At 44.2% G+C, this 14344-nt stretch carries 10 protein-coding genes; 5 read left to right on the top strand and 5 right to left on the bottom strand.

From position 1 onward, the window contains the following. Positions 1-271: 271 nt before the first annotated feature. Positions 272-802, bottom strand: coding sequence for a hypothetical protein (locus tag AB4209_RS21140; protein WP_229647383.1), 531 nt, complete (start codon positions 800-802; stop codon positions 272-274). Between the two features lie 468 nt (positions 803-1270). Here AB4209_RS21140 and AB4209_RS21145 point away from each other — a divergent pair, with 468 nt between their 5' ends. The 3 genes from AB4209_RS21145 to pyrC all read left to right on the top strand — a co-directional run bounded on the left by AB4209_RS21145 (position 1271) and on the right by pyrC (position 4901). Then, a complete protein-coding gene (locus AB4209_RS21145; RefSeq protein ID WP_372057251.1) occupies positions 1271-3235 on the top strand; it encodes an adhesion domain-containing protein in 1965 nt (654 codons plus the stop codon). Positions 3236-3521: 286 nt separating this feature from the next. After that, positions 3522-3680, top strand: coding sequence for a YqaE/Pmp3 family membrane protein (locus AB4209_RS21150; protein WP_017059962.1), 159 nt, complete (start codon positions 3522-3524; stop codon positions 3678-3680). A gap of 192 nt (positions 3681-3872) precedes the next feature. Further along, a complete protein-coding gene (gene pyrC / locus AB4209_RS21155; RefSeq protein ID WP_372057253.1) occupies positions 3873-4901 on the top strand; it encodes a dihydroorotase in 1029 nt (342 codons plus the stop codon). Between the two features lie 117 nt (positions 4902-5018). On the opposite strand, the gene AB4209_RS21160 is transcribed toward pyrC, so the two are convergent. Next, the gene (locus tag AB4209_RS21160) at positions 5019-5924 is read right to left on the bottom strand and encodes a DUF808 domain-containing protein (protein WP_017064295.1); all 906 of its coding nucleotides are present in this window, start codon (positions 5922-5924) and stop codon (positions 5019-5021) included. A 175-nt stretch (positions 5925-6099) separates the two neighbouring features. On the opposite strand from AB4209_RS21160, the gene AB4209_RS21165 reads away from it, so the two are divergent. Next, complete coding sequence (locus tag AB4209_RS21165; protein WP_372057255.1) at positions 6100-7026, top strand: M14 family metallocarboxypeptidase; 927 nt, start codon at positions 6100-6102, stop codon at positions 7024-7026. Between the two features lie 267 nt (positions 7027-7293). On the opposite strand, the gene AB4209_RS21170 is transcribed toward AB4209_RS21165, so the two are convergent. Continuing rightward, positions 7294-8901, bottom strand: coding sequence for a BCCT family transporter (locus AB4209_RS21170; RefSeq protein WP_017091709.1), 1608 nt, complete (start codon positions 8899-8901; stop codon positions 7294-7296). 485 nt (positions 8902-9386) lie between these two features. Beyond that, on the bottom strand, positions 9387-9959 hold the full coding sequence (locus tag AB4209_RS21175; protein ID WP_017064292.1) for a malate synthase: 573 nt from the start codon (positions 9957-9959) through the stop codon (positions 9387-9389). A 465-nt stretch (positions 9960-10424) separates the two neighbouring features. Between AB4209_RS21175 and AB4209_RS21180 the strand changes: the two genes are divergently transcribed. Beyond that, the gene (locus AB4209_RS21180; RefSeq protein WP_372057258.1) at positions 10425-11852 is read left to right on the top strand and encodes an NAD-dependent succinate-semialdehyde dehydrogenase; all 1428 of its coding nucleotides are present in this window, start codon (positions 10425-10427) and stop codon (positions 11850-11852) included. A 210-nt stretch (positions 11853-12062) separates the two neighbouring features. Here AB4209_RS21180 and AB4209_RS21185 read toward each other — a convergent pair whose 3' ends face one another. Next, complete coding sequence (locus tag AB4209_RS21185) at positions 12063-14246, bottom strand: malate synthase G (protein WP_372057260.1); 2184 nt, start codon at positions 14244-14246, stop codon at positions 12063-12065. Positions 14247-14344 lie beyond the last annotated feature (98 nt).

The raw sequence follows: 14344 nt of genomic DNA on the forward strand, positions 1-14344 counted from the left end.
AGTTATTATCTGAAATCGGGGGTTTCGTTCTCACTATCATACTTCAGTGCAATAAACTCATCAGATAAATCTACATTTATAGAATAGTCATACAAATTCGCTCTATTTATTTGTGTATTTACTGGAAATGAATAGCTTTCATAGCCAAAGCTATTGAAACTAAAAATAACAAGCAATAATAGAAAGAAATAATTTATATAGATATTCATTTTCATCAGCCTCAAAAAACAAGGCACTTAATTAAGTGCCTATCAAATAATGAGATTTTTTCTTATGGCAAAGTTGCAATCATATCAACGTTAACGATAACTTCTGTACCAGCAATATCATCTGGAGTTGAGTGTGCTGTATCGTTAGCAACATACAGTTGAATCGTATCGCCTGTTGAAAGTTGAGTTGAAGCTAAGTATTCAGCTGCAGTAAGTTCCGTCGCTGAAAGGTTATCGCCGACGACAATGTTAGGCTGTACTTCACCCATTAAAGCTGGAAGCACATTTACTTGTGATACCGTCCAGTTAGCTGGAGTTAAAGCCCCAAGCACAGCCCCCGTGTAGTCATGCGCTTCCAAAACAACAGGTTTAGTTGTTTCGAACGTACCGTCAGCGTTCACCTGTAACGTACCAACAAAAGAAGCAGAGTCTTCACTACCGCCCGCACCAGTAACAAGGATGTCACCGTTGGTTACAAAACCAGGAACAAAGCCGCTGAATACTGCAGAACCAGTAGAGGTATCGCCAGGTGCAGAAAAAGCTGGAACAGATGTAATTGCAGATAGCAGTGTAATAAGTGTTAGTTTTTTCACTTTTATTTCCTTCGATATATTCATAATATGATTAGTTAGCCCCTTGCTAACTTCGGGTGTATGATATGCAATGAATAAACGTTTTGGTTAGCAAGTAAAGAAAAGTGACCTTCCGATATGCCTAGTGGATATTTGAGCAAGAAAACCATTCACCTAAAAAATAACCTAGGCATTTAATTCCTTAGGTTACTCATTCGCTAATTTAGTAACTGGTATTAGATCCCACCTTCGGTCTTATCTTATAAAAGTAGTTATTCACATGAACAACCCCCACTTCAATATAAATACTAGAGACGTATAACAGTTTGAGTTTTAACTTATATCATTGCTAATAGCGCCAGCTGTCAACTAGGCACTCACCAGTGCCAGATACTAGCTCGTGCTAATTTAAAGTGATTTAGCCTTGTTAGAATACGCAAATAAATAATGGGCTGTGCTCTCTTTGCTTAATTCCCATAACATTCACTAATGAGTATTAAATACATGATGAGAATAAGTACATACGCACCTTTTCATAAATTATCCCTGTCAGTAGCGATATCATTGGCGCTGTTTGGGTGTGGTGCATCTAGCGACGAAGCGACTACTAACTCCAAACCCGAATCTCCAACATCAGGAGATACCCTTTACTATGCTCAGGATGTAATTCGTCAAAGCACTCCCACAAATACCTTTTTTGTTGATTTGTCGAATAATATGGAGTCATCTGATGATTCGTCAGTTACATTAACGACAGTTACGTCTTTGAATAATAGCTATGATTGTAATGTTGTATCCCAAAATGCCAATGGCTTCAGCATTAGCGCTCAAAGTGCAAAAGTGTGCGACTACCGCTATCGAGTTGGCGCTACGCTACCTTCTGACATCGCTATGAGCTCCCATAGTAACTATGGAGAGGCGCGTATTAGCGCTACTTCAGCAACATCAGGAGATGGTTTTGCTGAAGCGACAGTTCGTGCGGCTGTCGGTGAGTCAACTGAGCAACTTACACCGATTTCAGGACTAACCTCCTCTTTCACATCTGTACAAATAGATATCGCTAAAGAGCTTGGGAACGCGGGGTACTCTCTAGACACAAGCACATATGCATTAGCAACCACGGTTACATTGCCTAATGGTGATGCGACAAATTCAACTGCTATTGCAAACACATCAACTAATACGATTGATTACACCCCAGGAGATGGCATACCAAGCGGCGTAGAACGCATCCTATATAGCTATAGTGATGGTTCAAGTGTGTTAGCTGGTAGTATTGATATCGCGGTCTCAACAGACACAAACAGTGCACCAACAGCAGAATCTCGCAGGAAAATCAGTTATATAGATCCAGACTCTGGTGACGAGGTAGCTAAAATTACTTATGGTAAACAATTAAGGTTCAATGTTGCGGATCTTATAAGTGACCCTGACGGTGATACTCTTCATCTTGTTGACATTTACAGCTTTGGTGCAACCATCTTAATTCCAAACGATGCCAACAACGATGGTAATCTTTTCAATGATACTGAGTTTGATTTCACTAGTACCCAACCTGGAGAAACATCTGTGTCCTATGTTGTGTCTGATGGAAAAGGGGGCTATGCCACAGGAATTTTGCAAGGTTACGTCGGTGACCCATATGAGCCAATCGTCTCAGTGAATATCTACCTACCACCGTTGATGTACGCAGATGCTAGAGATGCTGAAATCATCGCCACACCTCAAGTTGGTAACGGTACTACCGCTTTAAATGGTATCACCACGGCTTCTCACGATTGGCACACTGCTAATTACTTGTGCCAAGCTAAAGGAGCACGATTGCCAACGGCGACGGAACTTCAAAGCCTATATGATGATGGCAATACTAGTGGCCGTTTGTTTACTAATCACAACTGGCCAATTGACGTTAACTACTGGGCTAGTGACCAAGGAACAAGTGGAACTAGCTATCATCGTTCCGTAAACATGGCAGATAGAGTTGTTAGTACAAATGATGTCAATTCGAGTGTTCGATTTACTGCTTGCGTCGATGAAACACCTCCAGGGTATCCAATTAAATTCCTTGGTGATGACATTGGTAATGATTATCTATTTGATACTCGTATCAATGCTCAAGTGACGTTTGGCTGTGGGTTTATTGTAGATTCTATCTCGCAGGTAGGAGGTGCTCATATTGGAGGCACTGGCGGAGCCAAACATACAATAAACGTTGCTGACATAGGTAGAGTTAGAGCTCTCTGGGGACCCACAGAGTTTGGGTCTGGAAACGATATGTCTCGACTCTTTCTATATAATAAATCTGGTGGCTTACTGTTAACCTGTGGTAACAAATCTTACTCAGGTCACTATAGCGATGAATATACTCTAACCGCAGATGAGCAGTTAACAGGCTTTAGGGCCACAGGAGACAGCTACCTAAATGGATTAGAGCTTTGGGTTGATACCGAATAATCCTAAGACGCTAGCGTTAAACTAGTTATTCGTAACTAGTTTAACGCTAGACTGCACACTATTTATGTTTCAATTTAAACAATTTCAACTCAAACCTCACTATTACATCCAATCTAACTTTAGTCGAACTGGCAGGCATTAAACACTTGATACTAGGCTAGTATCTTGAGATGTTTAGCTTTCTATCTTGATACATTAAGGCAGCAATGCAGTAACACTCTCGAGACGTTCTATAATATGAACACGTTTACCGCATTGAACTTTCATTGAATAAAAAGGATTTATCATGAACAAACTCGTCATTATCATCTTATGTGTACTGCTTCCGCCTGTTGGCGTGTTCTTCGCTCGCGGCGCCGGGAAAGATTTGGTGATTAATATCATTCTTACTTTCTTCTTCTGGGTTCCAGGAATGATCCATGGTCTGTGGGTAGCCACCCGCTAACCCTTATTAACAAATAGATACCGAATAAAATATCCATAAAAACAAGCTCCTAGCCATGAAGAGTTAAAAATAGGATGAAATGAAAGTACTTTTCCACTATCATCCTGTCGCCTAAACGTAAGCGATTGCTTTCACAGATTTCGCTGAGTTTAGGCTCCAACTACATAACACTTCAAATGGTGGGAGCCTTCAATGACACAACTTACGATTACTCGTCCTGACGACTGGCACGTTCATCTACGCGATGGCGAAGTATTAAAAGATACAGTGCGCGATATCAGCCGCTACAATGGTCGAGCGTTAATCATGCCAAACACCATCCCACCGGTAACCGATACCGAAATGGCTTTAGCTTACCGTGAACGCATCATGGCAGAGCAGCCAAGCGAGCAATTCCAGCCTCTAATGGCACTCTACCTGACAGACAACACCACTCCTGACGAAATTCGCAAAGCGAAAGAGTCTGGTGCAGTAGTGGCTGCAAAGCTTTATCCAGCAGGCGCGACGACTAACTCGGATTCAGGCGTAACGTCAGCTCAAAAGATTTACCACGTACTAGAAGCGATGCAAGAAGTGGGTATGTTGCTGCTGGTACACGGTGAAGTAACGGCTCACGATGTTGATATCTTTGACCGTGAAAAAGAGTTCCTAGACACGGTTCTAGCACCGATTGTTAACGACTTCCCTAACCTAAAAATCGTTCTGGAGCACATCACAACAGCAGATGCTGCGAATTTCGTAAAGAACGCGAACGACAACGTAGCGGCAACCATTACTGCTCACCACTTGCTTTATAACCGCAACCACATGTTGGTTGGCGGCATTAAGCCACATTTCTACTGCCTACCTATCCTTAAGCGCAACACACACCAGTTAGCACTTATTGAAGCAGCAACAAGCGGTAGCAAGAAGTTCTTCTTGGGTACAGACTCTGCACCACACGCTAAAGGTGCAAAAGAGTCAGCATGTGGTTGTGCAGGTTCTTACACAGCGCACGCTGCGGTTGAACTGTACGCTGAAGTATTCGATTTAGAAGGCAAGATTGAGAACCTAGAAGCATTCGCGAGCCACAATGGCCCAGACTTCTACGGCATGCCACGTAACTCAGATACAATTACGCTCGTTAAAGAAGAGTGGAATGTTGCTGAAACGATGCCTTTCGGTTCAGACATCGTTGTGCCAATCCGTGGCGGCGAGGCGATTGCTTGGTCTGTAAAATAAGCACTTGGGCTGTTAAATAAACACCCTCCATTTAGCGAAAAGGGTCACCATAGTAATTATGGTGACCCTTTTTTGTTTCGATGAAAGACTGTCTTATTCCCAGCAGTAATTTAACGATTACTTACCGCGAATTTTTCCGATAGCAGTCCAAATAGCAACGACAATCAATCCAGATAAAACCCCAATCACACCATTTAATAGCGTTGGTACCACCGCAGTCGCAATCGTATGTCCACTGAAGTCCATAATAATCGGTTCAATTAAGTGATGAATTGCTGGAACGTTGTGTACCACAATACCGCCGCCAACCAAGAACATCGCAGCCGTGCCGACAACCGCAAGCATCTTCATTAGCTTTGGTGCAAATGCGACTAACCCATTACCCAATCGGGTTTTAATGGCACTCCCATTTGATGTGCGTTGGAGATAGAAACCTAAATCATCCAGCTTAACGATCCCTGCCACTAAGCCATAAACACCAATCGTCATCACAACCGCTATCAAACTCACCACAAGAATCTGAGTCACGATACTTGTACCCGTTACGGTACCCAGCGCAATTACAATGATTTCCGCAGATAAGATAAAGTCAGTCCGAATCGCGCCTGCTACCTTTCTCTTCTCATACTCTTCAACAGATTCACCCGAGCTGCTTTCCTCATCTTTCTCTTCGTGTTGATGAGCATGAGGAAAAAGCTTTTCTAAGATTTTCTCTGCCCCTTCAAAACAAAGAAACAGACCACCAATCACCAGTAGTGGCATGATCAACCAAGGAATGAATGCACTGATCAATAGTGCTGCCGGAACCAAAATCAGCTTGTTTTTAAATGAGCCTTTGGCGACCGCCCATACCACTGGGATTTCTCTTTCAGCAGAAACACCGGATACCTGCTGAGCGTTAAGGGCTAAATCGTCACCCAATACGCCTGCGGTTTTTTTAGCTGCCACCTTAGACATCAGTGCGACATCATCCAACACGGTTGCAATGTCATCTAGCAGTGTTAATAAACTTGCTCCAGCCATTTTATTGTCTCTTTTTAAAGGATTGAACCATCGATGAAATGTAACATCATCAATTCACTCATCAAAGTTATGAGTCTGTAAAAAATAAAGTCACAAGTTGTGTTTTCTATTGCTGTCTCTGTTAGACAGGAATAATCTGTCTTAATCTTTCACGAACATAAAAGAAAAAGTATAGATGAAAAGTGAATCTACCTACCCAATTGGTAAGCCAGGACAAAAGTGGCAAGAAGCAGAACGTCAAGCATGGTTCGCTCAAAGAACCGTTAAGCGTGAATACCAGCAAGAAGTCGTGCCAAAAATCCAAGCATTGGCAGACCGCTTTGACATCGAGCAATACGGCGCATTGAGCTACGATGAAGCTCGCTTCCCGCTTTTTGCAATCAAAAGCAAAAACTGGGATGCATCAAAACCGACGATCCTTGTAACAGGTGGTGTTCACGGTTACGAAACCAGTGGTGTGCATGGCGCGATCAAGTTCGCCGCAACTCAAGCAGAACAATATGCAGCGCATTTCAACATTGTTGTTGCACCTTGTGTGAGCCCTTGGGGTTACGAAGTCATCAACCGTTGGAACCCAAATGCTGTCGATCCAAACCGCTCTTTCTACGACGGTACGCCAGCAGAAGAGTCAGCGAACCTACGTGCGTTAGTCGCTTCTTTACCAGAAGTGTTGGTTCACGTTGATCTACATGAAACGACAGATTCCGACGAAACAGAATTCCGCCCGGCACTTGCTGCTCGTGATGGCATTGAGTACATCGAAGGCATGATCCCAGACGGTTTCTACACGGTTGGTGATACTGAAAATCCACAACCTGAATTCCAAGCAGCGGTAATTGCTTCAGTCAAAAAAGTAACCCACATTGCACCAGCAGATGCAGACGGCAAGATCATTGGTTCTGAAGTTACACAACATGGCGTGATCAACTACCCTATGAAGAAGCTAGGCTTGTGTGGTGGTGTGACTGATTGTAAGTACGGCACAACCACTGAGGTTTACCCGGACAGCGACAAAGTGACAGACGAAGAGTGTAATGACGCTCAAGTTGCTGCTGTAGTCGGTGCTTTGGATTACGTAATTCAACACGAATTAAACGCTTAAGCGACTACTTAAGACCTCGCACCAAGCACCGAATAGCGAGTTCCCTAATAACTAGTCTCCTAATAGCTAGTCTCCTAAAGCTGCTCCCTAAAACTAAAAAGAGCCACAAGTGACGATTCACTTGTGGCTCTTTTTTTGTCTTATCTGCTTGTCTTTGATTTCTTCTTGGGCATAAAAAAGCTCCCTTGCACACAGTACAAGAGAGCTTTGAAATAATACTTAGTAAGGAGTAACTAACGAACTATCTACTCCCCATACTTAATAGCTTTATTTAGCGGTTTCGCTAACGTTTTCTTGTCCTTTATCTACTTCAGTCAGTAGACCTTTCAACAAGCTGAAACAACCAATCAGAAGAATGATCGTAAACGGTAGTGCAGCAATGATCGTGATCGATTGCAGAGCTTGGATAGATTGAGTACCACCAATCCACAACATCACCATTGCAATAGCGCCTGAGATAACCGCCCAAACCACTTTTTGCTTCACTGGAACTTCAAGCTTACCACCCGCTGTCATGCCATCGATAACGATAGAGCCTGAGTCTAGCGTTGTAACGAAGAACACAATGATCAGTGCGACTGCGAGAACTGACAGAATACTACCGAACGAGTAAGCGTCTAGCATGTAGAACAAGCTTAGAGACACGTCTGTGATGCCTTGGTCGAGACCAAGTTGCCCTACATGATTAATCACTTGCTCGATAGCCACGCCACCGAAGATAGCCATCCAAGCCGACGTTACCAATGTTGGGATAATCAGTACGCAAAGTAAAAACTCACGAACCGTACGGCCTTTAGAAATACGCGCTACGAACATACCGAAGAATGGTGCATACGCAACCCACCATGCCCAGTAGAACACAGTCCAGCCATGCAGCCATGTTGTGTCTTCACGACCAGAGCTTTGGCTCAACGCTACGATGTTATTCACATAACCCGTCACCGCTGTTGCCACAGAATCAAGCACGGTTGTGAAGTTCAGAACAGCGATAAGACCAAGGAATACGAACGCAATAACCATGTTCAGGTTACTTAGGAACTTAACACCACCGTCCATGCCACGCATAACAGAGATGATCGCCAAGCCCATAATCAAAACGATAATAGATTGCTGAAGGTAGATGTTGTTTTCCAAGCCAAACACGTGGCTAATACCACTTGCTGCCTGCGTACCACCTAGGCCTAATGAAGTCGCAAGGCCAAACAGAGTAACCAGTACCGTTAGTACGTCGATCACATCACCTGTTTTACCCCAAACTCGTTCACCCAGTATTGGGTAAAACACAGAACGCATTGATAGCGGTAAGCCTTTGTTGTAAACAAAGTACGCTAGACAAAGCGCCGTCATGCCATAGATAGCCCATGCATGAAAACCCCAGTGGAACAGTGTCGCACCGAGAGCCAATTCACGGCCTGCTTCTGTAAAAGGTTCTGCACCGAGTGGCGTTCCGAACCAGTTCGTGAAGAACGCGGTTGGCTCTGCAACACCCCAAAAAATAAGTCCTATACCCATACCCGCTGCGAATAGCATTGCTATCCAAGATGACATGGAGTAATCCGCCGTCGCGTCTTCGCCACCTAGACGAATTTTACCCAAAGGTGAAAACGCGAGAACAACGGCAAACGCTAGCATGATGTTGGCTCCCCACATAAAGAGGAAGTCAAACTTTGATAAAACAGCACCCTTGATAGAATCAATAGCAGCTTTAGCATCTGCAGGAGGAAGAGCAAGAAGAGTGATGATGAAGAGAAGAGATAAGCCTACTGAGGCTACGAAGACTGTGTTATGGACATCCATGCCCCATTTACTGACGTTGTCTTGACCAACTTGATAGTCAGTAGAATCAATACTGTATTTTTTTGATTTAAAACTCATAAATTATGATGTTCGCATATCCGAATCAACGAATATAAGGACGCTCTCCATATCCAACTACTACTTGATTGGCTCGCCATTTCACAAAAATAAAACGTGATAAAAACCACCGAGCAAGGTGATAAATGGACTTACTGGCTCAATCCCAGGACGCGCATAATAGCACAGCACGAAGCATTTTGACTGAGTTTTTGCTCAATAGTCACCCAAAGCACCGTCAATCATGATAGTTAAAACAATAAAAACAGAATAAAACAAACAAATAAAAACCTTTAAATACAGCGCATTAAATTAAAATAACGCACCGTAAAATATCATTCAAAGTTTCTACAGATAATTTTACTAACCACCCAATTTATTTATAGCTCTAACAAAAAAGCCCCGCTATAGGGGCGGGGAAATTACCAAAGGTAAAAGAGAAATCAGTGTTAGGATGTCAGTGCTGCGATTAGCAGAGCAGCACTTCACATTTCAAAGACAGCACATTAGATCGCGAAGCAAAAACCTAGGTTGTAGTCTTCGCCATTCTTCGCCGTGAACTCTTTGTCTTCACTTGATGCATTTGGGCGGCCGCTTTCATCACCTTTTACTAAGCTCACCCAGTGACGAATACCTGAAGAACGGCTAGCCTCAGTTTGGCCAAACGTGGTGCACGTCTCTAATTGGATATCTTGAATATCAACTAACTCCAGACGGCCTGTGCCTTTACGAGCGCCGATTGTCACTTCAACGTGTGTACCGCTTTCATCGCGGAATAGGATTGCTGAAGGCTTAGACTTGTCACCGGTGTAAGCTACAAAATGCTTAGCGCGTTTCAGGCCGGTGTGTTCACCGTTTTTGAAATAAACCTGAACATGTCGGTAATCAATCTCGTAGCTCACTACATCTTCATGTGAACCAGTCTCTAGAGGAAATAGAGTATCAAGCAGCTGTTTCGCCATTTTTTGTTTTTCGAGTTGCTTGTCTGCTTTCACCATCTCGACGGCAAAGACAGCTTCAGCAATAAATGTTGAATGGTTTCTGTGAAGTTCTGTTTTGTCTAGTGTCAGCATATTCATTGTCTATCCCTCGTACGGCTTTAAATTTCATTTAGGTCAAACATCCCAATAGACCCTTTTCAAAATTGTTCTTTACTGTGTGGTTTCCATGTTTTTCATACTACTTGTATTTTTGAAACAATTTCACAACAAAAATTACACACTGTGAATTTTACTAAATCGCTTTTTTACACAAACCGGTATTTCGAGCCCCCAGCCCTTTATTTAACTGGGTTGAGGGTTCCGTAGAAACGCGTTTACGTGTTGTTTGAATTTGTGTAATGCCCGACTAAATCACAGTCAACACGCAACGCTATGGTCATCATTTCAGGAAAAACGGGAGGTGTTTTCATCTTGAAAACAAAAAACTGTATTATTGAGTCGTAACCACAAGCTTCGAGCAACGAACACCTGGTCGAAGTCACTCTAACTCTCACTGCCCACAAATAAGCAACACGTCTAAAGTAATCATCAAGAAGGAATCACATGCTAGAAATTAATAACCAGCGCTTACTCTCTTTTATGCTGACAGAAGCGAATAACGCGGTTGCCGTGACCAATCCAGCAACGGGTGAACTCATCGGGCACGCACCGGTATCATCAAAAACAGAGTTAGCGAGCGCGATTGAACGAGCTCATTTAGCACAGAAAGAGTGGGCAAAAATTCCTGCTAAATCTCGTGCTGCACTGCTTCATCGCTGGCACCAGCTGATCCTTGAAAACAAAGATGACCTTGCTCGAATCATGACAATGGAACAGGGTAAGCCGTTAGCCGAAGCGACAGGCGAAGTGGTGTATGGCGCGAGCTTCATTGAGTGGTTTGCAGAAGAAGCAAAGCGCACTTATGGTGATTCCATTCCTAGCACAGTCGCTGGCAAACGCTTGGTGACCATCAAGCAGCCTATTGGTGTCGCATGTGCGATTACGCCATGGAACTTCCCGATTGCAATGATCACTCGTAAAGCGGCTCCTGCCTTAGCTGCGGGTTGTAGCTTTGTCGTGAAACCTTCGGATGAGACACCGCTTTCTGCGTTTGCTGTGGTTGAACTGGCTTATCAAGCGGGTATCCCTAAGGATCTACTTCAAGTCGTTCTTGGTGAAAGCCCTGAACAAGTGGGCAACCTATTCACTTCGCATCCGTTGATCAAAAAAATCTCTTTCACTGGGTCGACCCGTGTGGGCAGCATTTTGATGGCTCAAGCTGCAAAAGGCATCAAACGCACCTCTATGGAGCTTGGTGGCAATGCACCTTTTATTGTGTTTGACGATGCTGACATCGACGCGGCCGTTCAAGGCGCAATGGCGTCGAAGTTCCGTAATGCAGGTCAAACATGTGTCTGTGCGAACCGATTCTACGTTCACAGTAAAGTGTACGATGAGTTTGTGGCTAAATTCGATCAAGCGGTTCAACAGCTTAAGATTGGGAACGGTTTAGATGAGGGTGTCACGATTGGCCCTGTTGTCAGCCTGAATGCGAAGAACAACATTCAAGCTTTGATAAACCGAGCGATTGAACAAGGTGCTGCGCCTGTGACGCCAACTCAGGAGCTTAATGGGCTTTTCATTCAGCCTGTTGTTCTTAAAGATGTAAAACACAGCATGGACATCGTTCAACAAGAGATCTTTGGCCCAGTCGCGCCTGTGATGAAATTCGACACGGACGAAGAGCTTATCGAGATGGCCAACGATACCATTTATGGATTAGCGTCGTACTTCTACAGTCAGAACATTCATCGAGTATGGAACATCGCAGAGGCACTTGAGTACGGTATGGTGGGTATTAATGATGGCCTGATCTCAACCGAAGTCGCGCCTTTCGGTGGCGTGAAACAATCAGGTATTGGCCGTGAAGGTGCGAAAGAAGGCATCGATGAGTACATGGACATTAAGTATCTTTGCTTTGGCGGAAAATAAGGTTGGTAGTAACTAAGTTCTGGCAGTGATTAGGGCTCGGAAATAATTAAGTCTTAGTGATCACTAACCTGACCCACTTTCCACCTTTCCCTTCACAAAAATGAATCAAAAAAAAGCCGCGCTATAAAAGCGCGGCACCTTGGGCTCGGTTAAAGGGGGTTTCTTTTTTTAGTATTTTACATTCTCTATTTTTGTTATTCGGTTGCTTCGCTATTCCTGTGCTTTCAGTTTTAGACGCATCGCGTGCAGTACTGGCTCGGTGTAACCGCTCGGCTGAGCACAGCCTTCGAATACCAACTGACACGCCGCTGAAAATGCAATGCTGTTTTCAAAATCAGGCGCCATGTTACGGTAACTCGGGTCGCCAGCGTTTTGCTCATCCACCACTGCGGCCATACGCTTCATGGTTTTCATTACCTGAGCTTCCTCGCAAATGCCGTGACGTAACCAGTTTGCAATGTGCTGGCTTGAAATACGCAGCGTCGCTCGGTCTTCCATCAAGCCGACATCGTTAATATCAGGTACCTTCGAACAACCAACGCCTTGATCAATCCAACGAACCACGTACCCCAGAATACCTTGTGTGTTGTTATCCAGTTCACTTTGAATATCTTGCGCAGTCAGCTTTTGGTTGCCCAGTAGCGGGATAGTAAGAATATCATCAACATTGGCTCTCACTCGCTCACGAAGCTCTTTCTGACGGCTTAGTACACTCACCTTGTGATAGTGCAGCGCGTGCAAAGTCGCGGCGGTTGGAGAAGGAACCCAAGCAGTATTAGCACCCGCTTGTGGATGTCCGATTTTCGCATCCATCATCTTCGCCATGTTGTCTGGCTCTGGCCACATACCTTTACCAATCTGGGCTTTACCTTGCAGGCCACAAGCTAAGCCAAGATCAACGTTTTGATCTTCGTATGCGCCAATCCAAGTCATGGTTTTCAGCTGTGTTTTAGGAGCGAATGGTCCCGCTTCCATACTGGTGTGAATCTCATCACCCGTTCGGTCTAAGAAACCTGTGTTGATGAACACAACACGATCTTTAGCCGCTCGAATACATTCTTTAAGGTTAACCGAAGTACGACGCTCTTCGTCCATGATGCCAACTTTGATCGTGAATCGATCTAGCCCTAATGCATCTTCAATGCGACCAAACAGCTCATTGGTGAACGCGACTTCTTCAGGACCATGCATCTTAGGTTTTACAATATTGATGCTGTTCGCGGTCGAGTTTTGGTAAGCACTGTTGCCTTTTAAATCATGCATCGCGATTAGCGAAGTGATCATGCCATCCATAATGCCTTCAGGCACTTCATTGCCTTCGGCATCAATAATCGCAGGGTTGGTCATCAGGTGGCCGACATTACGGATGAACAACATGCTGCGGCCTTTTAGTGAAATCTCACCACCCGTCACGCTGGTGTATTGGCGATCTGGGTTAAGGTTACGAACAATGGTTTTGCCGTTTTTCTCTAGTGATTCTTGTAGATCACCTTTCATCAAGCCTAACCAGTTACGGTAAGCCAATGCTTTGTCTTCACCATCAACTGCAGCAACCGAGTCTTCGCAATCCATAATGGTTGTTAGAGCGGCTTCGACTAATACATCTTTAATTCCCGCCACATCGACGCTACCAATCGGTGCGCTCGGGTCAATTTGAATTTCGATGTGCAGATTATTGTGTTTAAGAAGAATGCACGAAGGGGAACTTGCGTCACCTTGATAGCCAATGAACTGGTCGCTATCAATGAGAGTGACTTCTTCGCCGTTATCGAGTGTCGCTATGAGCTTATTGCCGATGCTAGCGTTACTGATGCTGTATTTGGTCACGTCTTTATGAGAGACACCGTTTAATGGCGCTGCATCATCAAGGAACTCACGAGCATAAGTCACTACTTTAGCGCCACGAGCAGGGTTAAAGCTTCCGCCCTTTTCCGCGCCATCACTTTCACTGATCACGTCCGTTCCGTAGAGCGCATCATATAGGCTGCCCCAACGCGCATTGGCTGCGTTAAGTGCAAAACGTGCGTTCATGATTGGCACCACAAGCTGCGGCCCTGCTTGTGTTGCGATCTCAGGCTCTACGCTCGCTGTCGTCACTTGAAAGTCATCGCCTTCAGGAACCAAATAACCGATCTGCTGTAAGAACTGTTTGTACTCCACAGGATCGAGCGTTTGCCCAGCACGCTCTTGGTGCCAAACGTCAATTTGATGTTGAAGATCTTCACGCTTGATAAGCAATGCGCGATTTTTTGGAGCCAAATCTTCAAGGATGGTTGCAAATGATTGCCAAAAGTCTTCAGCGACAATGCCTGTTCCAGGAATCACCTGCTCATTAATTAATTGGTAGAGGGTGCTATCAATGTTCAAGCTTCCCTGTTGAATACGACTGCTCATAAAATCTCTCTCAAACTAATTTATGGCTACTCAATAAATTTTCGTGACTAGCTCAAATTTACTTTACTGACTTAAACTTACTTAACGGACATGAATTT

The sequence above is a fragment of the Vibrio sp. 10N.286.48.C11 genome (assembly GCF_041469805.1).
Taxonomy (GTDB): Bacteria; Pseudomonadota; Gammaproteobacteria; order Enterobacterales; family Vibrionaceae; genus Vibrio; species Vibrio crassostreae_C.